This is a genomic window from Acidaminococcus hominis (assembly GCF_900291475.1).
Lineage (GTDB): Bacteria > Bacillota > Negativicutes > Acidaminococcales > Acidaminococcaceae > Acidaminococcus > Acidaminococcus hominis.
The window spans coordinates 249,568-271,696 of the sequence record NZ_OLMM01000003.1 but is presented as its reverse complement, the minus strand read 5'-3'; the positions used below and the strand labels follow the sequence as shown (position 1 = coordinate 271,696).

Genomic DNA, 22,129 nt, shown 5'->3' with positions numbered 1-22,129 from the left:
ATTGCATAGTGGTAAAGGTCGTTTTCCCCTGCCCGCAGCCGAGGGTGAACGACGGAAAAACTCGTGTCCTGGTGAAGCGTGCCAACTATGGCTCCGACTACCGATGAGGGTCGGACAAAACGGGAAACCCATTTTGAGGAGGAAGAAATATGCAGATAAAAAACAACGAAATGAATATCTTAGTTGAAGCACTGCCATATTTAAGCGCTTTCAAGGGCAAAACGGTTGTGGTGAAATACGGCGGCAACGCCATGCTGAACGATGAGCTGAAAAACAAGGTGCTGGAAGATATCGTGTTCCTGCACTGCGCCGGCATGAAGCCGGTGGTGGTCCACGGCGGCGGCCCGGAAATTACCGCCATGCTGAAGGCAGCCGGCAAGAAATCCGAGTTTGTCAGCGGTCTTAGGGTTACCGATAAAGAAACGGTGGAAATCGCCGAACTGGCCCTGGTGGGCAAAACCAACACTGACCTGGTGCGGCGCCTGAATATTCTGGGGGGCAACGCCATTGGCCTGAACGGCAAGGACGCCCGCCTGCTGGAAGCCAAGAAACATCTGGCTGATGTGTACGAAAACGGCCAGGTGAACCTGGTGGACATCGGCTACGTGGGCACGGTGGAAAAGGTCAATACGGACCTGATCAACCTGCTTTTGGCCCATGACTACATTCCCGTCATTGCCCCCACCGGTATTGGGGAAGACGGGGAGACCTACAACATCAACGCCGACAGCGTAGCCGGCGAGGTAGCCGGGGCCCTGAAGGCCGAAAAGCTGCTGATGCTCACCGACGTGAAGGGCATCTACGAAGACCACAACGATGAGTCCACCTTCCTGTCCACCCTGACCTTTGAAAAGGCCCAGGAACTGATTGTGAAGGGCAGCATCGACGGGGGCATGATCCCCAAGGTGAAGGCCTGCATCGCCGCCCTGTCCGGGGGCGCTGTGAAGACCCACATCATCGATGGCCGCCAGGAACACTCCATCCTCCAGGAGATTTTCTCCGACAAGGGCGTGGGTACCGAAGTGGTCAGAGACTAATGCAAGAATATACAGGAGATTGTGCCGATGAATACAAAAGAAATTATTGAACAAACGGACCATTATTATCTGCCGGTGTTTGGCAGAAACCAGATTGCCCTGGACCACGGGGAAGGGGTTCATCTTTACGACGCCGACGGCAAGGAATACACCGACTTTCTGGCCGGCATTGCCGTCAACGCCCTGGGCTATAACTACAAGCCCCTGGTGGACGCCGTGAGCGCACAGGCTGGCAAGCTGCTGCACTGCTCCAACCTGTTCTACACCGAAATCCAGGCCAAGGCCGCCAAGGAGCTGTGCGAAGCCGCCCAGTTCGACCGGGTGTTCTTCTGCAACAGCGGCGCCGAAGCCAACGAAGGGGCCATCAAGCTGGCCCGGAAATACGGCGTGAAAAAGAGCCCCAAGAAATTCAAGATCATTACCGCCTTGGATTCCTTCCACGGGCGCACCATGGAAACCCTGACCGCCACCGGCCAGGAACACTACCACGAAGGGCTGAACCCTCTGCCGGAAGGCTTTGTGTACGTGCCCTTTGGGGACGTGAAGGCTCTGGAAGCGGCCATGGACGATGAGGTCTGCGGCGTGCTGCTGGAGCCCATCCAAGGGGAAGGCGGGGTCCACGTACCTCCGGCCGGCTACCTGGAAAAAGCCAAGGAGCTGTGCCAGAAGCACGATGCCCTCCTGATGTTTGACGAAATCCAGACCGGCGTCTGCCGCACGGGTTTCTGGTTTGCCTGGATGTACAGCGGCGTTAAGCCCGACGTAATGACCACCGCCAAAGCCATCGGCGGCGGCTTCCCCATGGGAGCCTTCCTGGTCACCGAGCGTCTGGCCCACGTGTTCGCCCCTGGGGACCACGGGTCCACCTTCGGCGGCAACGCCCTGTCCTGCGCCGCCTGCTATACGGCCATCAGCGAAATGAAGAAGCTGCACCTAGACGAGCAGGCTGCCAAAACCGGCGAATACTTTAAGGCCGGGCTGAAAGGCCTTCAGGCCAAGTATCCGGACAAAATCACCGACGTAAGAGGCATGGGCCTGATCCTGGGGGCGGAGCTTTCCAAACCCGGCGCCTCCCTGGTAAAGGGCTGCCTGGAAAAAGGCCTTATCATCAACTGCACGGCGGGGAACGTCCTGCGTTTTGTACCGCCGCTGATTATTACCGAACAAGACATCGACAAACTGCTCCAGGGTCTGGATGAACTCCTGGCAGACTTCTAAAGAAAACGAGGGGAAGAACATGGCTTTAAGAAATAAAGATCTGATTTCCATCCATGATTTGTCTGTAGGCGAAGTCGCCACCATCCTGGATGTCAGCCGCAAACTGAAAAAGAAACAAAAACTGGGCGAACCCCATGAATACCTGAAGGGCAAAACACTGGCCATGATTTTCTCCAAAGCCTCCACCCGGACCCGGGTTTCCTTTGAAACCGGCTTCCATCAGCTGGGCGGCCACCCCATCTACATGACCGAGTCCACCTCCCAGATTGGCCGGGGCGAACCGGTAAAAGATACCGCCCGGGTACTGTCCCGCTTTGTGGACGGCATTATGATCCGGACCTATTCCCACGAAGCCGTCAAGGAACTGGCCGACTATGCCAGTGTTCCGGTCATCAACGGCCTCACCGATCTGCTCCATCCCTGCCAGGCCCTGACCGATATGTTCACCATCCTGGAATACAAGGACGTGCTCAAGGGCCGGAAGCTGGTGTACGTAGGGGACGGCAACAACATGGCCCATTCCCTGATGTTCGCCTGCGCCAAGGTGGGCATGAACATGGTCTGCGCCAGCCCCAAGGGCTACCAGCCGGACCCCCAGATTGTGAATATGGCCAAAATGGACGCAGCCATCACCGGCTGCACCATCAAGGTAGAAGAAGACCTGTATGAAGCTGCCAAAGGCGCCGACGTCCTCTACACCGACGTCTGGGCTTCCATGGGCGAAGAAGCGGAAAAGGAAGTCCGGGTGAAAGCCCTCCACGACTACCAGATCAACGCCGAACTGCTGAGCGTGGCCCGGCCGGACGCCATGGTGCTCCACTGCCTGCCTGCCCACAGAGGGGAAGAAATCACCGACGAGGTCATCGAAGGACCCCATTCTGCGGTATTTGACGAAGCAGAAAACCGTCTTCATGTACAAAAAGCCATTATGGCCTTGCTAATGAGTGACGAAGTGTTGTAAAGTATGTAGATAGCGTATTAACGAAAAGGAGATTGCATAGCATGGATAAAAAAGACATTAAAAAAGTCGTATTGGCCTATTCCGGCGGTTTGGATACTTCCTGTATCATTCCCTGGCTGAAGGAAAACTACAACAACTGTGAAGTCATCACCGTAACGGCTGATATCGGCCAAGGGGAAGAAGTGGCTCCTGTCCATGACAAAGCCATCAAATCCGGTGCCAGCAAAGCCTACATTCTGGACCTGAAGGAAGAATTCCTGAAGGAATATGCTTGGCCCATGGTAAAATCCGGTGCCGTTTATGAAAAGAAGTACCTGCTGGGTACCTCCATTGCCCGTCCCATTATCGCCAAATACCTGGTGGACATTGCCCTGAAGGAAAACGCTGACGCTATCGCTCACGGCGCTACCGGCAAAGGCAACGACCAGGTGCGTTTCGAACTGGGCATCAAGGCTTTGGCTCCCCAACTGAAAGTCATTGCTCCCTGGAGAGAATGGGATATCAAATCCAGAGAAGACGCCATCGACTATGCAGCTGCCCATAACATTCCCGTGCCTGTAACCAAGAAAAAGGACTACAGCATGGACCGGAACATCTGGCATCTGTCCCACGAAGGCAGCGACCTGGAAGATCCGGCCAACGAACCGAAATCCGAAATCTACATCATGACCCAGACTCCGGAAGCCGCTCCGGACAAGGACGAATACATTACCCTGGACTTTGAACAGGGCGTACCGGTTGCCGTTAACGGCAAGAAAATGTCCGCTGTAGAACTGATGGAAACCCTGAACGAAATCGGCAAACGCAATGGCATTGGCATCAGCGACATGGTAGAAAACCGTCTGGTAGGCATGAAGGACAGAGGCGTCTACGAAACTCCTGGCGGCGCCATCATCTACTATGCCCACAACGAACTGGAAAACATCTGCCTGGACCGGGCTACCTTCAACTATAAGGAAACCATCGGCATCCGCTATGCAGAACTGGTTTACGATGGCATGTGGTTCTCCCCGCTGCGGGAAGCTTTGCAGGCTTTCGTGGACGAAACCCAAAAGACCGTTACCGGTACTGTGAAACTGAAGCTGTACAAAGGCAACATCATCACCGCCGGCACTACCAGCCCGTACTCCCTGTACAGCAAGGAATACGTCACCTTCGGCGAAGACGAAGTGTACAACCAGGCTGATGCCCAAGGCTTCATCAACCTGTTTGGCCTGCCGCTGACGGTAAGAGCTCTGATGAAACAAGGGAAGTTGAAATAATGGCGAAGCTTTGGGGTGGACGATTCAGTAAAGATACCAATGCCCTGGTGGATGCGTTCAACGCCTCCATTGAATACGACCAGCGGCTGTACAAGGAAGATATCCGGGGAAGCATTGCCCATGCACATATGCTGGGCAATACCGGAATCATCAGCCAGGAAGACGTGGCCCAGATTGAAAAGGGCCTGAAGGAAATCCTGGCCGAAATCGAAGCCGGCACCTTCCAGTTCCAGACCGAGCTGGAAGACATCCACATGAACGTGGAAGCCGCCCTGACGGAAAAAATCGGGGACGCCGGTGCGCGCCTGCATACAGCCCGGAGCCGCAACGACCAGGTGGCACTGGATATGCATATGTACATGAAACGGGAAGTCACCGAGGTCATTGACCTGCTGATCCGCTTTGAGGAAGCCCTGCTGACCATGGCGGAAAAGCACCTGAAGACCCTGATGCCCGGCTATACCCATCTCCAGAGAGCGCAGCCCATTACCTTTGGACACCATCTGCTGGCGTACTTTAATATGCTGCGCCGGGATTTCCGCCGCCTCCATGGGGTGTGGGAAGACGCCGACATCATGCCCCTGGGCGCAGGTGCCGTAGCCGGCACCACCCTGCCCATTGACCGCTTCCAGGTGGCCAAGGAACTGCATTTTTCCCAGGTGTACGGCAACAGCATGGACGCCGTCAGCGACCGGGACTACGTACTGGACTTCCTGTCCTTTGCTTCCGTCCTGATGCTGCACTTGTCCCGGCTCAGTGAAGAAATGTGCCTGTGGTCCTCCACGGAGTTCGGTTTTATCGAGCTGGACGATGCCTTCGCCACCGGTTCCTCCATGATGCCCCAGAAAAAGAATCCGGACATCTCCGAGCTGGTGAGAGGCAAAACCGGCCGGGTGTTTGGCAGCCTGATGGCACTGCTCACCACCGTGAAAGGCCTGCCCCTGGCGTACAACAAGGACCTCCAGGAAGACAAGGAAGGCTTCTTCGATACGGTGGATACCGTGAAGTTCTCCCTGACCGTCTACCGGGATATGATCCTGACCATGACCGTCAACGAAAAACGCATGGCCGAAGCCGTCCATCTGGACTACTCCAACGCCACCGACCTGGCCGACTACCTGGTGCGCAAGGGCATGCCCTTCCGCAAAGCCCATGAAGTGGTGGGCAAGGCCGTGGCCAAAGCCATTGCCGAGCACAAATATCTGGGCCAGCTGACTATGGAAGAATACAAAGCTATGTGCCCCCTGTTTGAAGAAGACCTGCTGGAATGCCTGAAGCCCGAAAACTGCGTAGCAGCCCGGACCTCCTACGGCGGCCCTGCCCCCAGTGAAAATGCCAAGCAAATCGCCCTGGGCAAGGAAGCTTTGGAAAAACAGAAAGCCATTTTGGCAGAACTGCAAGAACGGTTATAAGACGAAACTCCCTGTGAGAAGTTTCGCAGTCATAACAAAAAAGTACCTCTCCTAGCGGAGGGGTATTTTTTTGGCAGGTACCCGGAAATTGCCGGAACCTGCCTGAAGAAAGAAGGAATTTGTATGAACGCTGAAAAAAATACCCTGCTGACCTGGTATCCACCGGAATATGTGGCCCAGCACCAAAAGAACCGGGCACTGGTGGCCGGTACCCCCTACGAAAAATACCTGGCCGACACTCTGGAAGTCCCTGTGGCTATGGTGGAAGCCCTGAAATGGGCACCCCTGCCGGAAAAAGCCCTGTTTGCGCCTACTAGGGAAGAACTGAACCGCTTGTTCCAGCAGCCCTACAACCTGCCGGTGGCCGGGTACGGGCTTTTGGGAAATGCTGAAAGTGGCCGGATCATCTGCTCCTTCAGCCGGCACTTTTTCCCCGGGGCCACTGCCCAGATGCTGGAATGGTGGTTTGCCTGGCATATGGGGCATGACGAGCGCTACGCTCTTTGGTCCCCCTATGCCCATGTCCGGAACCGGGTGCCCTATCCAGAACGGCTGGAAGACCCAGCCAAAACCTACGCCGAAAAGCTCTATGACCCGGAAAATCCCAACCAGGTGGTGGAGCTCACCGGCGACCAGCTCCTGAATGTGACTATCCATTTCCGGGATCCCTTTGCCCTGGGACTTACCCAGGAAACCTGGCAGCAGGGCGGCTATGGCTTTAGCGCCAGCGGCTGGTCCGATCTGCCCCAGAGCCCCGGCGTGCCCTCCGGCATGATGTTCCACCTGGGCCGGGAAGTCCCCGGCGGCCTGGAACTGATTTCCCACTACTGGCTGGGGACCCACAGGGGCATGACAAAGCTGACGGGACTCGCCCAGCAAGTGGAAGCAGCCCTCAAACAGGCCCCGGCAGTCCCGGAGGAAGTACTGCTTCAAGGCGCTTTTGCCATGTCCATGCACGATATGATCGAGTTTACCCGCCTGTCCCAGATCCTGCCTGCCCTGTACGCGGAGTTCGGGAAATAAGGACAGCTGGGGGAGCGGAGGAAAAGGCTAAACGGCTGCGTAAGGCGGCAGCTATAACAAGATAGGAAAACACCTGCAACATGTTTTCCAGTTTTTTGGCACTGCGTAGAGCAGTGCCATTTTTTGTATAGAGATGAAATGATACAAGGCCCCTGGGATAACAGGGGGCCTTGTAGGCGTGTTTCCATTGTTTCCGTTCCTTGCAATGGGCTAGTGCAAGGACCATGGTAGTGTAGGCCCAATCCGCCTTCAATTATAAACTCTTTCCGTTCCGCCCCAATCATAAAGCGGGGCAAGGATGGGGTTTCCGCCCGCTCCCGCGGGCCATATATTCCCAAAAACACCTCTACACTTTTCGCAGAAAAGTGTAGGCCATTTCCTTATTTCCATCATCTACCGTCTCTTATTCCTCATCATACCCTTTTTACACTTAACCAAACGCTTATCAGCAAAATGACCAGTGAAAAGTATAGGCCATTTCCTTGTGCCCCTCAGCTATTGTTTCTTATTCTTCAGCCTCTCTTTTTAACGCTAAATCAATTGATTATCAGCTAAATGATCTGTGAGAAGTGTAGGCCATTTCCTTATTCTCATCATCTACAGTCTCTCATTCCTCTTTACTCCTTTTATAATCTATAAGATTAGTTTCCGCAATAAAAGCTTCTTTGAAAATGCCGTAGGCATTATAGGTTCGTAATATGTTTTAGCGTTTTAGGAAGCATCCCAGCAAAAAAATGAAAACTCAGTTAAAAAGGCAAGAATTACATCAATTGTACAAAGTAGAGCGGGGAAAAAAGAAAATAGCTCCAGCCATGTATCTGGCTGGAAGAATGTGCTATAGTAGAAGAGTAATTATTCAGAAAATTATTTTACAAAATAACAAGGGAGATGGTGGACATGGAAGGGCTTTTTGCCTGGGTCAATTCGGTTCTGCACTTTGTAGGGCCGTTATCGGATTTCTTTTGGGATTTTCCTACTATGTTCGGCTGGTACAAAAGTCTGCCCCTTTTAGGCAGCTTTTCTCTGGCCATCTTGGTGCTGGTGGGCTCCGGGGTGTATTTCACCCTACGCTTGGGCTTTGTCCAGGTGACCCAGTTGGGGCGGGGCATTCGGCTCCTGGCTCGGCGGCAGCAGGTCCGCACGGGGATTTCGCCCCTGGCGGCCTTTCTCCTGAGCTCCGCCATGCGGGTGGGGCCGGGGAACATCTTGGGCGTTACCGGGGCTATTGCCGTAGGCGGTCCCGGGGCCCTGTTTTGGATGTGGGTTTCCGGCTTCTTTGGCATGGCCACCGCCTTTGTGGAAGCCACCCTGGCCCAGCTGTTTAAGGAACGCCGGGGCGGGGAGTTTGTAGGGGGTCTGCCCTTCTACGGTCGGGAACTGCTAGGAGGCAAAAAGCTGGCGGGGATTTTGCTCTCCTGCCTGTACATCTTCTATGCCCTGGGCTGCCTGCCCGCCCAAGGCTTCAACGTGGTGTCCTCCCTGGGAGCCATCGCCGAAATGGTCACCGGCAGCACCATTCCTACCAATTCTTTCTTCTACTACGCCGCCGCCCTGGTGGTGCTGGTCTTTACCGGAGTACTGGCCTTTGGGGGCATCCAGAAGGTCACCCGGGCTACCAATAAAATGGTGCCGGTGATGGCCGTGGTGTACGTGGGCACCGTGCTGCTGCTGATCTTCGCCAATGTCCAATCCGTGCCCTTTTTCTTCCAGGAAGTGTTCCGGGGCGCCTTTCGGCCTGATGCCTTCTTTGGGGGCGTCTTTGGCACCGTGCTGGTCCAGGGCGTGAAGCGGGGCCTCATGTCCAACGAAGCCGGCCAGGGCACCATCACCATGTCCGCCGCTTCCGCTGATGACAACCACCCCTGTGAACAGGGCCTGCTGGCTGCGGCCGGGGTCATGCTGGACACCCATATCATCTGCACCATGACCGGCTTTATCATCGTCATGGCCCATGTGTGGACCAAGGACCCGGCAGCCTGGACGGAAGCGGGGAAACTTCCCAAGTATCTGATTTCCGTGGCGGAACTCACCCCGGGTACCAGCCTGAACCTGGCCGTGACCCTGGCGCTGACCCTGTGCTTCTGCCTGTTTGCCTACACCTGCCTCATCGGCATGGTGTCCTTTTCCGAAATCGCCGCCGCCCGGCTGGGGAGCAGCCAGACCCTGACCAATGCCGTCCGGGGCCTGTGCCTTTTGGTAGCCGCCTTTGGCATCTTGGTCAACATCGCCGGCTACGACCTGGGGAACCTGTGGGCCTTCTCCGACCTGGCCAATATCCTTATGGTGTACTGCAACGTGCCGCTGCTGCACAAAGGCTTTGCCCTGGTCCAGGCCGCCTGCCAGGACTACGTCCGCAAGGACCGGGACCCCAAGGCACCCTTTGACAGCCAGAAAGTCCTGGGCCTTGAGACACCCTGTTGGAAAGAGTAGGAACCAAAGTTTGTACACCTGCTGGCAAAGTAAGCCCGTAGGATAAGCCGCGGGCTGTTTGCGGCCTAATTTGAACTTCCTCAGTCAGCCTTGCAGGCTGCCAGCCCCTCCAGTGGTTCGCAGCGCTCCAATCAGCTTTGCTCTCCGAGCTCGCTTCTTGGGCTGCTATCACATGGCTCACATGAACCAAGAGCCTTTTGACTAACTGATTTGCTCTTGGATGTGAGCGCAACGTTTGAAGGGGCCAGTCTTAGGCCCATAGAGCCATGTGCTAAACGGGTATAGGAAAAGAAATTATAGTACGTAGATGATTGCAATATACCTTTTTATCACATGGCCAGTAGTGGATATGAACGCTTCCTGAGTGGTTCGCCGTGCTCCGTTCTCCTTCACCCTACGGGTTCGGCTCACGGACGGCTATCACATAGGTCGCATATTCCAAATGTCCTTGAAAAACAGCATTGACATTTGGATGCGACCGTAAAGCGTTGCGGCCGCATCCAAACATCCCCAAATCCTTCCAAAGGATGTTTGGTTAATAAGGCCCATGCGATAGCGGCCTGCAAAGCAAGTCCGTAGGACGCAGCTGAGCAGCGAGCCGCGAACCGCTAAGGAGGTGGGGCCCGCAGGGTCTCGGAGGAAGTTTTGAGGTGTAGATAACGGCTATAACGAACAATAAAAAAAGGCTTGCGAACGCAAATTTGTTCGCAAGCTTTTTTTTCACAGCTCTTTCAACCGCAGAGTTTATTTTCCTTCTTTAACTTCCTGCAGGGCAGCAGCCATTCTGTGGATGCCTTCCACGATTCTGTCGTCAGGCATATTGGAATAGTTGATGCGCATATGATGGTCGTTATGGCCGTTGGGGTAGAAGAATTCACCCAGCACGCCGGCCACATTCTTTTCGATGCATTTGTCGAAGACTTTCCGGGCGCTGACGCCTTCCGGGAAGGTCAGCCACAGGAACAGGCCGCCATCGGGATGGGTCCAGGTGGTGCCGTCCTTGAAGGTTTCTTCCATGGTCTTGATCAGCAGGTCACGGCGATGCTTGTACAAGGCGTTGATTTCCTTGACGTGTTCGTCCAGGCTGTATTCGTCCATGTAGCGGTCGATGATGGCTTGGTCAAAAGCGGAGGTGTGCAGGTCGGCGCTTTGCTTTACCTTCACAAATTCAGCCAGCAGGGTGGTGTTGGCAGCCAGCCAGCCAATTCTCAGGCCGGGGCAGAAGGTCTTGGAGAACGTGCCCATGCCCATGACCAGGCCTTTGGTGTCCATGCTCATCAGGGACGGCAGGGTTTCGCCATCGTAGCGTAGTTCGCCGTAGGGGTTGTCTTCCAGTACAGGAACTTCATATTTATTGATCAGGTCCATAAATGCCTTGCGGCGTTCCAGGGTCCAGCAAATGCCGGTCGGGTTCTGGAAGTCGGGAATGACATAAATCAGCTTAATCTTAGGGGTGGAAGCCAAAATCTTTTCCAGTTCTTCAGGAATCATCCCTTTTTCATCGGTAGGAACTTCTTTGAATTCCGGGCCGTAAGCCTTGAACGCATTGATGGCAGCCAGATAGGTGGGGCTTTCCATCAGCACAACATCGCCCTCATCAAAGAAAATCTTGCCGGCCAGATCCAGGTTTTGCTGGGAACCGGTGGTGATCAGGATGTTTTCAGCCTTCAGATTGGATTTGTACTTTCTGTTGGTGCGGTCAGCAATCTTTTGGCGCAGGCCAGGATTGCCTTCGGTGGTAGCGTATTGCAGCACCTTGCGGCCTTCGTCCTTACAGACTTCAGCGCAAACCTTGGCAATTTCGTCTACCGGGAACAGCTCTGGGGCAGGCAGACCGCCAGCGAAGGAAATCACTTCCGGACGCTGGGTTACTTTTAAGATTTCTCTTACTGCGGATGCTTGCATGGAATCCATCCGCTTGGCAAACTTGTACTCCATAATAAAGACCTCCTAAGATATTGCTGCACCTGAAATATGCGGCAAATAAAAAAACAGTATAAAAATGGTATCACCAACTCCACGGTGCGTCAAGAATCCCTGACAGAATACCAAATTTTATGGATAAATTATACCATTTTTGTACTAAATAATACAGGTTATTTTTAGTTGGCGGCCTTCCGCTTTCTCCTGGTGGGAAAGTGAGCCGCAAAAATGGCTAAAATTTTTTGCAGGAACAATAAGCAAAACTGAGGAACGCCACTAGCTGGCAACCCCAAACAAAATGCTTTTTGCATGGGGTCCGGGGATATCGTATAATGGAAGTATCTGAGCAAAGGATGGTGTACTATGGAAGAAACATTCCTGATTATAGACGGCAGCAGTCTGATTCACAGAGCCTTTTTCGCCCTGCCTCCCCTGACCAGCCCCACCGGGGTGCCTACGGGAGCTGTGTACGGCCTGTGCAATATGCTGCTGAAACTCCTCCAGGAGCTGAAACCGGCCTACATGGCCGTGGCCTTCGACAAGTCCCGGAAAACCTTCCGGACGGAGAAATTCGAAGCCTATAAGGGCCAGCGCAAAGCTACGCCCCCGGAACTGAAAGAGCAGTTCCCCCTGTCCATTCGCCTTTTAACGGCCATGGGCATTCCCACCCTGGAAGTGGACAACTACGAAGCCGACGACATCATCGGGACCCTGGCTGCCTCCGCCCCCAAGGATGTGCAGGTGAAAATTGTCACCGGGGACCGGGACGAATTCCAGCTGATCAGCGACAATGTCCAGGTGTACTTTACCAAAAAAGGCATCTCCAACCTGGGCATCTACGACGAGGCCGCCTTTAAGGCCGAATACCAGGGCCTGGTGCCCCGGCAGATTATCGAGCTGAAAGGGCTCATGGGGGACACCAGCGACAACATTCCCGGCGTGCCGGGGGTGGGCCCCAAGACGGCCCTGAAGCTGGTTACGGAGTACCAGACCGTGGAAAACGTCCTGGACCATGCCGCCGACGTCAAAGGCAAGTCCCTTCAGGAAAAACTCAAAACCTACCGGGACCAGGCGCTCCTGTCCAAGGATCTGGCCACCATTTGCCTGGACGTGCCGGAAATCAGCCGGGACCCCAAGGCCTACGCCCTGACCGGCATGACCGCCGAAAGCCGGAAGCTGATGCAGGAACTCCAGTTCAAGAACCTGTGGAACCGCTTTCTGCCCGTGCTGGGCAGCCAGGAAGGGGACGCCGCCGCTGAGGCTGCAGGAACCCAGGTGGAAGCTGCTGCCCCGGCCCTGCCCCAGGTGGAAATCACCACCCAGGCAGAGGCCCAGGACCTGCTGCAGCAAATCCGTCAGGCCGGCGAAGAACTGGCCCTGACCTATGCCCTGTCCGGCGACCTGCCCCACCGTACCCTGGAACAGCTGAACCTGGTTCTGGGGGACAAGGAGTACGTCTGGAAGGTTACGGACAGCAGCAAGGCCGCTGCCCTGGAACTTTTGGCAGACCCTGTGGTGAAAAAAGCCATTCCCAATCCCAAGGAACTGTACAAATATATGCTGGAGCAGGGAAGTCACCTTTTGGGCGTGGCAGACGACCCGGAACTGGCCGCCTACCTGTACGAACCCGGGGAAAATTCCTATGAGCTCACCCGGCTGGCGGAAACCTTTCTGCCCCATGGGCACGGCGGCACCGCCCAGGACGCGGCAGCCCTGGTGCCCCTCCTCCGGGGCTTTTTGGAGGACCGGAACCAGACCCAGCTGTACCAGGACATCGAGCTGCCCCTGACCGAAAACCTGGCCCTGATGGAATACCGGGGCATCGCCATAGACGAAGCCATGCTGGAAGAAGTCACCAAGGAAATGACCGGCCGGGTGGCTGCCCTGGAGCAGCAGGCCTGGAACCAGGCAGGGGAGGAGTTCAACGTCAACTCCACCAAGCAGCTGGGCGTCATCCTCTTTGAAAAATTGGGCCTGCCCATCATTAAAAAGACCAAAACCGGGTATTCTACCGACGTGTCCGTGCTGGAAGCCCTCCAGGGCGAACACCCCCTGATAGAAACCCTCATTGAATACCGGCAGCTGTCCAAGCTGCTGTCCACCTACCTGCTGGGCCTCCATCCCCTGATCAACCCGGTGACAGGCCGGATCCACACCCACTTTAACCAGATGGCCACGGTCACCGGCCGGCTGTCCAGCACGGAACCCAACCTTCAGAACATTCCCACCCGTACGGAAGTGGGCAAGCGCATGCGGGCCATGTTTGTCCCCGGCAAAGGCTACGACCTGCTGCTGTCCTGCGACTATTCCCAGGTGGAGCTCCGGGTCATGGCCAGCATTGCCGGCGACGAGCTGCTGCTGGACTCCTTCCGTCATGGCCAGGACGTCCACGCCCGCACCGCCTCCGAGGTCTTTGGTGTGCCCCTGGAGGAAGTCACCCCCTATATGCGCAGCAAGGCCAAAACCGTGAACTTCGGCATCATCTACGGCATCAGCGACTTTGGTCTGGCCAAACAGCTGGGGGTCTCCCGGGCGGAAGCGGCCCAGTACATCGACAGCTACTTTGCCCGCTACACCGGCGTCAAGGAATATATGGAACGGGAAAAACAAAAGGCCCGGGACCTGGGCTACGTGGAAACCCTGTTCGGCCGCCGGCGCTACCTGCCGGACATCCACGCCTCCAACTTCAATAAGCGCAGCTTTGCCGAACGCACCGCCATCAATACCCCCATCCAGGGCACCGCAGCAGACATCATCAAGATTGCCATGCTCCAGGTGGAAAAGAAGCTCCAGGAAGCCGGCGTCAAGAGCCGGGTGCTGCTCCAGGTTCACGATGAACTGGTGCTGGAAGTCACCCAGGACGAAGCCGAGCAGGTGGGCAAGCTGGTGAAAGAAACCATGGAACAGGCCGTAAAGCTCCAGGTGCCCCTGGTGGCCGATGTAGCCACCGGCACTAACTGGGCCCTGGCCAAATAAGGAAGCGGTGAAAGCATGCCGGAATTACCAGAAGTAGAACAAGTACGGCTGAGCCTGGGCCCCCACGTGGACGGGAAAACCATCCTGGGCGTCCGGCTGGACCTGCCCAAAATGGTCCATTACCCGGCCCCGGAGGTTTTTGCCAAGGCCGTCCAGGGCGCCCAAATCACCCGTGTAGGCCGCAGGGGCAAGTACCTGACCCTCCATTTGGCAGACGACCGGTATCTCTTGGTGCACCTGCGCATGACCGGTGCCCTGCTGGCCGGGAAAAAGGGCGACCCCGAGCCGCCCTATACCCGGCTGGCCTTTTTCCTCAGCGGGGACGAAAACCTGTACTTTACCGATATTCGCACCTTTGGGGTGGTGGAGCTCCTGGGCCAGGACGACAAACGGGACCCGGGCTACGAGGCCCTGGGGCCGGAGCCCCTGTCCCCCGAACTGACAGCGGAATACCTGCGGCAGCTGGCCAAGGGCAAGAGCACCGTGCTCAAAGCCTTCCTCCTGGACCAGAGCCATATTGCCGGCCTGGGCAACATCTACGCCGACGAAGCCCTGTTTGCCGCCGGCATCCGGCCCACCCGCCGGGTGAACCGCATAACCAAAAAAGAATGGCAGCAGGTGGTGGACGGGGTGAACCAGGTCATCGCCCAGGGCCTGAGAAACCACGGCACCACCTTCCGCAACTACCAGGACGCCAATGGCGAAATGGGGGACAACGTAAAGTACCTTCAGGTGTACCACCGGAAGGGCAAGCCCTGTTTCCGCTGCGGCACACCCCTGGTGCAGATCAAAGTGGCAGGCAGGGGCAGCGTCTACTGTCCCCACTGCCAGAAGTAGGTGAGAGCAGTGACAGTTATTGGACTTACCGGAGGCATTGCCTCAGGCAAAAGCACGGTCAGCGCCTACCTGAAAGAACTGGGTATCCCCGTTTTTGACGCAGACGCCGCCGGACATCAGGTGGAGGCGGCCGGTTCACCCACCCTGCGGCAGCTCCAGGAGGCCTTTGGCCCCGGCATTCTTACCCCGGCTGGAGAGCTCAACCGGGGAAAGCTGGCGGACCTGGCCTTCCACGACCCCAAGGCCCTAACGACCCTGAACACCATCGTCCACCGGGCCATTGCCCAAAAACGGGACGCCTTCCTGCGCCAGTACGCAGCAGCACCCGTGGCCGTGCTGGATGTACCCCTGCTGCTGGAAACCGGCTGGGACCGCCTGACGGACCAGGTGTGGCTGGTGGTGCTGGACCGGGAGCAGCAGATACAGCGGGCCATGCTCCGGTCAGGCATGACCCGGCAGGAAGTCATTGACCGGATTGACCGGCAGCTTCCCGTAGAAGAAAAGAAAAAACGCGCCCAGGTAATCCTGGACAACTCCGGTACCCGGGAGGACCTGTATGCCCAGACCCGGGCCGCCCTGGAAAAGGTGCTGGCCCAGCAGAAAGCCCAGCGCTAGGCCTCTTTACAGAACCCGTTTAGCAGGGGTCACCGATTTGTAACAAAGAATGGTTGAAAGTAGCCTGCAAAATTTGTTACAATATATAGATAGCATCATTGGCTATTATTGGTTGTTTTGGTTGAAAAACGCTGCCTTAGGGCAGTTTTGCCTATTTGGAGAGGGATCCTATTGAGAACGAGAAGACGGAGACGAGGGCCGGGCTGCTTGCCAGCACTGCTGGTATTTCTGCTGCTGCTGACTACCAGTTTTTTTGTCTGGCGGACGGACTTTGCCCAAAAGAAGCTGGTGTATAACTGGCCCTACGCCCGGGAAATTCATCTGTACAGCGCCCAATACCGGGTGGACCCGTTCCTGGCCGTAGCCGTAATCAAAAACGAAAGCGGCTTCAAGGCGGACGCGGAATCCCACACGGGAGCCCTGGGCCTGATGCAGATTATGCCGGAAACCGGCGCCTGGATTGCCCGGAGTACGGATTTCCCCAATTTTCGGGATGAACTGCTGCTGAAGCCCGAACTGAACATCAAGTTCGGCTGTTGGTATCTCAGCGAGCTGGAAAGCGAATTCCACGGCAACGAAGTGCTCATGCTGGCCGCCTACAACGCAGGCCGGGGCACCGTCAAAGAGTGGATGGAGCAGTACGGCTGGGACTATGACTTCAAAGACATATCCCAGATACCCCTGGGCGAGACCCGGTCCTATGTTGGAAAAGTGCTGGCGGACCGGGATCGCTACCAGCAGTTATACAAGCGTTCCCTGAAAGATTACTAGGGCCAAAACCACCGGAAAAATTTCTCAAAAAAAGTTTTAAAAAAGTGTTGACGAAGTTCAAACCACATGATATAATTTCGTTGTTGTCGAGATAAGACACAAGCGGCCATGGCGGAACTGGCAGACGCGCTAGCTTCAGGAGCTAGTGGGGGCAACCCCGTGGAGGTTCAATTCCTCTTGGCCGCACCAAATTTTTACCGAAACACAATCACACAACTTTGCGGTTGTGGCGGAAAGGCAGACGCGTCAGCTTGAGGGGCTGGTGAGGGCAACCTCATGCGGGTTCAAGTCCCGCCAACCGCACCAATTACTTACGCGACAACCTTTTACAATTCCATAGTTTGCATGCGGCCATGGCGGAACTGGCAGACGCGCTAGCTTCAGGAGCTAGTGGGGGCAACCCCGTGGAGGTTCAATTCCTCTTGGCCGCACCAATATAAAACAGGTGCTGTAACATCATTGATGTTACAGCTTTTTTTGTTATGCTGGTACTATGCCTGGAGGTGTCAGCCAAAAGCTGACGGAGAAAGCTCAAAACGTATTGCGGCCCTTGGCCGCAGAAGGAACCTTCCCCACCCAGGGCCTTTGCATGCATGGTATGGCCCGTCCCTCCCCTTCCTGGGAGGCGGGGAGGGCATGGGGCCGGCGGCCGCAGTTATGAGAGTGTTGCTAGCTACAGTAGTGGAGACGCCATCGTAACGATTAACAATTGACCAGAGGCGGTTATGGAAGCTTCCTTCAAGGGTGAAGGAAGTGTCGCCAGGGGCGACGATAGAAGTTTAACAAAGCTTTTTGCGGCCTCCGGCCGCTTGCCTTCCCGCAGCAACAGCAGTCCAACTGCGGGAAGGTGGGGTGCGCAGCGCCTCGGATGGGCCCGCCCCACACCTACACCCCGCTGACCGCATCAACCCAAAAATTACATCGTTTTCTGCACCAAAAAGGCGTATCGTTCACAGCTTCATCGATAGTGAACGATACGCCTTTATCCTTTCACACAAACACCTGCTGCACCAGGTACATATACAGCAGCGTGCCTCCGGCAATGGAGATCAGCATCTGCCGCTTCCAGCATTGGAGGATAACAGTCACCAAGAGCGCAATGGCCTCAGGAATCCCGTGGCTGCCGGTAAACAGGGACACGTCCTTCAGGCAGTACACCACCAGCATGGCAAAGACTGCACAGGGTAGGGCCTTGCCCAAATACTGAATGTAGGGCGGGGTGGGCTTCTTGGAGGAGAAAATCAAAAAGGGCAGGAAACGGGTCAGCATGGTGCCCACAACGCACAGGGCAATGGTGATTCCTTGTTCAAATAAAGGCATGGGGGATGGGTTCATCTTAATTCTCCTCTCTTTGGGAAATAGGCCGGCGCAGCAGGGTCAGCAGCGCCAAAATAGCCAGCATGGTAGGAATCATAAAAGACTGGGGCCCGAAAAGCCACAGGCACACAAAGGCACTGGCAAAGCCCACCAGGGCCGGCAGGGGCGTGGTTTCCTTCCGGGCCTGTTCCACGAAAATCACCGCAAACATGGACGTCATCACGAACTCGATACCCTTGGTGTCCATACGGATAAAGGACCCCAACAGCCCGCCCAACGTAGCCCCGGACACCCAGTAGAACTGGTTCAGCAACGTCACAAATACCATGAACCAGCCCTTATCCACGTCTTCCGGAATATCCGCAGTATAGTTGATGGAAAACGTTTCATCGCACATCCCGAAAATCAGGTAGTATTTCTTCAGCCCCAACCCCTTGAACCGGTCCAGCATGGCAATCCCGTAGAACAGATGCCGGGCCTGGACCAGTAGCGAAACAATGAAGGTTTGCAGAGGCGCAAAGGGCATCAGCAGCATACTCACCGTGATAAATTCCAAAGAGCCGCCAAAAATCGTCATGCTCATAATCATCGGATACCAAAAACTGAAGCCCACACTCCGGGCGTAAATCCCATAGGCCATGCCCAGAAACCAGAAGCCGGCAAAAATCGGTATGGTAAAAGGGAAAGCCGCTTTCAGCGCTTTAAGTTTCATCTTGCTTCCTCCCTGATAAAATGATATATTAAACGTAAGTTCATTATATCGAACATTATAACCCATAGTGCCCTGCTATGCAATGCAAAAGTGCGGGCATCAGAGAGGGAGACCCCATATGGAAATCTCTGCCATCATAGGCAACAACCTCCAGCAGCTTCGCAAGGAACAGGGCCTGTCCTTGGACCAGCTGGCCCTGAAAACCGGCGTGTCCAAGGCCGTGCTGTCCCAGCTGGAAAACGGCAAAGCCAACCCCACCATCAATACCATCTGGAAAATTGCCACAGCCCTGCATGTCACCTATTCGGCCCTGTTGGAGCCGCCCCGGGAAAATGTCCAAAAAGTGGCCTATACCGACCTGCGCCCCCAATTGGACGAAGCCGGCCAGTACCGGATCAGCTGCTACTATCCCACCAGCCAGGACCGAGATTTTGAAATCTACCTGCTGGAACTGGACCCCGGCGCCAGCCACATGACCGAAGGCCACCCCGCCCCGGCCCTGGAGTATCTGCTGGTCAAGCAGGGCCAGCTCACCATGACTGTAGGCGGCCAGGTGTTTACCCTGGAGGCAGGGGACAGCCTGCGCTTTGACGCCAGCCTGCGCCATACCTACCAAAACAGCGAAAACAGCCTGATGCAGGCCTATTGCATCAACCAGTATCCCAGAGCCTAAGGAGGGATAACCATGAAAGTCCTGATTTTTAAAGGAAGCCCCCGGGCCCAGGGCAACACCAACACCCTGGAAAAAATCCTGGCTGACGAACTACGCCAGAGCGGAGCAGAAGTCACCGAAATCAACCTGCCGGACCTGGAAATCCGCCCCTGCACCGCCTGCCGCTGGTGCCAGAAAGACTGGAGCACCGCCGCCTGCGTCCAACAGGACGACCTGAACCCCCTGCTGCCCCAAATCCTGGCCAGCGACCTGTTGATACTGGCAACCCCCATCTATTCCTGGTACTGCACCCCGCCCATGAAAGCCCTGCTGGACCGGCTGGTGTACGCCCTGAATATGTACTACGGCGACAAACGCGGCCTCTCCCTGTGGAAAGGCAAGAACCTGGCCCTGCTCCTCACCTGCGGCTACCGCCCCGAAAAAGGCGCCGACCTGTTTGAAGAAGGCATGAAACGCTATTGCCGCCATAGCCAGCTGCACTACTGCGGCGCCCATTGCGAACGCCACCTGGGCTACAACACCGTATTTCTGGACCAAGAAAAGACAGAAAGAACCCGCACCTTTGCCCAGGAACTGTTGCGGATAGGAAAATAAGAATAGAAAAAGCAATGCCAGATAAGAAAAGCACTGCCGGAAATGGAACTCCATTTCTGGCAGTGCTTTTCTTATGAAGCGAAAGCCGGTTAGAGAGCAGTCACCCAGCGAACCCAACCCATATTGCGGCCGAAGGGTACGGAAGGGACCTGCCCCACCCAGGGCCCATGGATTCTTGGTATGGCCCGTCCCTCCCCTTCCTGGTAGGCGGGGAGGGCAGAGGACGTGCTGGCCTTTACGAGTGGTGATTTGATAGCTCATGTAGTGGTAACGCCTATCGTAATGATTAACACTTGACCAGTGGTGTCTTGGAAGCTTCCTGAGTGGTTCGCCGTGCTCCGTTCTCCTTCACTCTACGGGTTCGGCTCACGGACGGCTATCACATAGGTCGCATATACCAAATGTCCTCGGGGAACTGATTGACATTTGGATGCGACCGTAAAACGTTGCGTTCGCGTCCAAACAGCGCTACAAGTATTCCAAAAGCTGTTTGGAATACGCGAGCCATGTGATAGCTGCCCAGAAATTGAGCCCGTAGGGCGAAAATGACTGGCTAGCAGCGAACCGCTCAGGAAGTGTCGCCGGGGGCGACGATAGAAGTTTAATCCAGGTATCATTTTTTATCAATTATTAGCGGCCTTTGGCCGCAGAAGGAGCACTCTCCGTCTTATAACCCTCAACATTTGGGAGTCGCATCCGGTCGTCCACATCAAGGCAGCAATGGAGGACCGGCTAATGCGACCTCTGTGATAGCATTCCAAGAAGCAAGCTCGAAGAGCGCAGCTGATTGGTCCAATGCGAACCACTATGGGGAGGGTGTCGCACAACGTGCGACGGGAAGGGCGAGTGCCACCTGCGCCCGCCAGCGCGCGAGGTCAGCTTCTAGAGAAAAATTCGCAATAATAATGCACTTTTGATTTCTTGGTTTCCCCCACGTTGTGCTCAGAAAAATGTAATTTTAGAAACGTGGTTGTGCTGAATTGTTGACATCAATCAAAGGTGAGAGAGGTGGCGCCGGGTATAATGGAACTATGAATTAAGACAACTTCGAAACTATTTCTTAATGTGAATCTCGTGGTATACTGGAGGCGATCAATGAAAAAGGAGATAATCATCATGTCACGCACGCGCCGTCATTTCACGTCGAAATTCAAATCCGATCTCGTCATCGAGCTGCTCAAGGGTGAGAAAGACCTCAACACGCTGGCGGCTGAGAACGAAATCCTGCCGAACCTCTTGCGGAACTGGAAGAACGAGTTTCTCAGCAAGGCAAGCATCATATTCGATGATTCCAGAGAGGACAACCTCAATCAAAAACTCGAGACCGAGCGGAAGGAGAAAGCCTCCTATGCCCGCAAAGTTGGCCAACTCACCATGCAGGTGGATTGGTTGAAAAAAAAATCTGAGGAAATTCTTGGACCGGACTACGAGAAACAGTATTCTCCAAAACCTTTCGAGGAGTGAGTGCAAGGAGCTTTCCCTTCGGAAAGCAGCAAAGCTGCTCGGCGTCAACCGCACAAGCCAATACTACCACCCCAAAGAGAACACTCCATCAGATGAAGAGCTGGAATGCAAGCGCATCATCGATCGTTTCCACACGGACAATCCTGCCTGGGGCGCAAGGCAGCTGGCCTCGCAGCTGCAGCGCCTCGGGCATCAGGCCGGACGACGCAAGACAGCTCGCTATATGCGCGAGATGGGCATCGACGTCATCTATCCGAAGATGAACCTTTCCAAGCGGCAGCAACAAGCGCAGGTGATGCCCTACCTGCTGAAGCATGTGGATATTCAGCAGCCTAACCAGGCATGGTCCATCGACATCACCTACATTCCCCTGGAGCACGGTTTCGTTTATCTGACAGCCATCATCGACTGGTACAGCCGCTGCATTGTTGGCTGGGAGGTGGACGATACCCTGGACACCCGGATGGTCATTGCCGCCGTAAGGAAGGCGCTCCGTATAGCAAAGCCGCAGATTCTCAACTCCGACCAAGGATGCCAGTTCACCAGCAAGGAGTACAAGGCTTTCCTCAAGGAACACAAGATCCGCCAGAGCATGGATGGCAAGAGCCGCTGGGCCGACAACATCAAGATTGAGCGGTGGTTCCGGACATTCAAGTATGAGGAAGCCTATCTCACGCAGTACCGCAACATCCGGGAGGCTCGCAAGGCCATCCGCAACTACATCAACGTGTATAACTTCCAGCGCTGCCACTCAGCCATCGGGAACGTCCCGCCAGCAGAGCGCTACTTCCCGGCACTGCTGCTCAATGCTGCAATGTCTGCTGCCTGATACATTTAGAAATTCATCGATTTTGGTCTTGACAAACGTGCCACTATAAAGTTGTAAAGGAAATCCATTCTATAG

The 22,129-nt window shown here is 55.3% G+C and carries 18 protein-coding genes and 3 tRNA genes; 18 read left to right on the top strand and 3 right to left on the bottom strand.

Annotation, left to right across the window (positions count from 1 at the left end; genetic code table 11):
- Positions 1-149: 149 nt before the first annotated feature.
- From argB to C7E10_RS03370, 7 genes are all read left to right on the top strand, one after another.
- Positions 150-1,037 (top strand): acetylglutamate kinase, encoded by an 888-nt coding sequence (gene argB, locus C7E10_RS03400; protein ID WP_105325946.1) that lies wholly within the window; start codon positions 150-152, stop codon positions 1,035-1,037.
- Between the two features lie 27 nt (positions 1,038-1,064).
- Entirely contained in the window at positions 1,065-2,255 is a 1,191-nt protein-coding gene (locus tag C7E10_RS03395; protein ID WP_105325945.1) for an aspartate aminotransferase family protein, read from the top strand.
- Between the two features lie 19 nt (positions 2,256-2,274).
- Entirely contained in the window at positions 2,275-3,216 is a 942-nt protein-coding gene (gene argF / locus C7E10_RS03390; protein WP_105325944.1) for an ornithine carbamoyltransferase, read from the top strand.
- A 41-nt stretch (positions 3,217-3,257) separates the two neighbouring features.
- Positions 3,258-4,478: an argininosuccinate synthase gene (locus tag C7E10_RS03385; RefSeq protein ID WP_105325943.1), complete on the top strand. Its 1,221-nt coding sequence runs from the start codon at positions 3,258-3,260 to the stop codon at positions 4,476-4,478.
- Positions 4,478-5,890, top strand: coding sequence for an argininosuccinate lyase (gene argH / locus C7E10_RS03380; RefSeq protein ID WP_105325942.1), 1,413 nt, complete (start codon positions 4,478-4,480; stop codon positions 5,888-5,890). Before C7E10_RS03385 ends, argH begins: the two co-directional genes overlap by 1 nt.
- A 123-nt stretch (positions 5,891-6,013) precedes the next feature.
- The gene (locus tag C7E10_RS03375; RefSeq protein ID WP_105325941.1) at positions 6,014-6,913 is read left to right on the top strand and encodes a DAPG hydrolase family protein; all 900 of its coding nucleotides are present in this window, start codon (positions 6,014-6,016) and stop codon (positions 6,911-6,913) included.
- Positions 6,914-7,810: 897 nt separating this feature from the next.
- Positions 7,811-9,343: an alanine/glycine:cation symporter family protein gene (locus C7E10_RS03370; RefSeq protein WP_105325940.1), complete on the top strand. Its 1,533-nt coding sequence runs from the start codon at positions 7,811-7,813 to the stop codon at positions 9,341-9,343.
- Between the two features lie 744 nt (positions 9,344-10,087).
- Here the strand turns inward: C7E10_RS03370 and C7E10_RS03365 are convergent.
- Positions 10,088-11,281, bottom strand: coding sequence for an aminotransferase-like domain-containing protein (locus tag C7E10_RS03365; RefSeq protein WP_105325939.1), 1,194 nt, complete (start codon positions 11,279-11,281; stop codon positions 10,088-10,090).
- Between the two features lie 348 nt (positions 11,282-11,629).
- On the opposite strand from C7E10_RS03365, the gene polA reads away from it, so the two are divergent.
- From polA to C7E10_RS03330, 7 genes are all read left to right on the top strand, one after another.
- Entirely contained in the window at positions 11,630-14,242 is a 2,613-nt protein-coding gene (gene polA / locus C7E10_RS03360) for a DNA polymerase I (RefSeq protein WP_105325938.1), read from the top strand.
- 15 nt (positions 14,243-14,257) lie between these two features.
- Entirely contained in the window at positions 14,258-15,079 is an 822-nt protein-coding gene (gene mutM / locus C7E10_RS03355; protein WP_105325937.1) for a bifunctional DNA-formamidopyrimidine glycosylase/DNA-(apurinic or apyrimidinic site) lyase, read from the top strand.
- Between the two features lie 9 nt (positions 15,080-15,088).
- Positions 15,089-15,694, top strand: coding sequence for a dephospho-CoA kinase (gene coaE, locus C7E10_RS03350; RefSeq protein ID WP_105325936.1), 606 nt, complete (start codon positions 15,089-15,091; stop codon positions 15,692-15,694).
- Between the two features lie 207 nt (positions 15,695-15,901).
- Complete coding sequence (locus tag C7E10_RS03345; RefSeq protein ID WP_231086473.1) at positions 15,902-16,465, top strand: lytic transglycosylase domain-containing protein; 564 nt, start codon at positions 15,902-15,904, stop codon at positions 16,463-16,465.
- 102 nt (positions 16,466-16,567) lie between these two features.
- Positions 16,568-16,654 (top strand) — tRNA-Leu (locus tag C7E10_RS03340).
- Positions 16,655-16,685: 31 nt separating this feature from the next.
- Positions 16,686-16,771 (top strand) — tRNA-Leu (locus C7E10_RS03335).
- 41 nt (positions 16,772-16,812) lie between these two features.
- Positions 16,813-16,899, top strand: a tRNA-Leu gene (locus C7E10_RS03330).
- Between the two features lie 556 nt (positions 16,900-17,455).
- Here C7E10_RS03330 and C7E10_RS03320 read toward each other — a convergent pair.
- Together C7E10_RS03320 and C7E10_RS03315 are read right to left on the bottom strand one after the other, a co-directional pair.
- Positions 17,456-17,800: a branched-chain amino acid transporter permease gene (locus tag C7E10_RS03320; RefSeq protein WP_231086474.1), complete on the bottom strand. Its 345-nt coding sequence runs from the start codon at positions 17,798-17,800 to the stop codon at positions 17,456-17,458.
- Position 17,801: 1 nt separating this feature from the next.
- Positions 17,802-18,494, bottom strand: coding sequence for an AzlC family ABC transporter permease (locus C7E10_RS03315; protein WP_105325933.1), 693 nt, complete (start codon positions 18,492-18,494; stop codon positions 17,802-17,804).
- 118 nt (positions 18,495-18,612) lie between these two features.
- Between C7E10_RS03315 and C7E10_RS03310 the strand changes: the two genes are divergently transcribed.
- The 4 genes from C7E10_RS03310 (at position 18,613) to C7E10_RS03300 (ending at position 22,054) form a co-directional block, all read left to right on the top strand.
- On the top strand, positions 18,613-19,167 hold the full coding sequence (locus tag C7E10_RS03310; RefSeq protein ID WP_158572335.1) for a helix-turn-helix domain-containing protein: 555 nt from the start codon (positions 18,613-18,615) through the stop codon (positions 19,165-19,167).
- Positions 19,168-19,179: 12 nt separating this feature from the next.
- Positions 19,180-19,761: a flavodoxin family protein gene (locus C7E10_RS03305; RefSeq protein ID WP_105325931.1), complete on the top strand. Its 582-nt coding sequence runs from the start codon at positions 19,180-19,182 to the stop codon at positions 19,759-19,761.
- 1,095 nt (positions 19,762-20,856) lie between these two features.
- A complete protein-coding gene (locus C7E10_RS12185; protein WP_105325519.1) occupies positions 20,857-21,225 on the top strand; it encodes a transposase in 369 nt (122 codons plus the stop codon).
- Positions 21,176-22,054, top strand: coding sequence for an IS3 family transposase (locus C7E10_RS03300; protein ID WP_200820168.1), 879 nt, complete (start codon positions 21,176-21,178; stop codon positions 22,052-22,054). The genes C7E10_RS12185 and C7E10_RS03300 overlap by 50 nt, the downstream gene beginning before the upstream one ends.
- Positions 22,055-22,129: the final 75 nt, after the last annotated feature.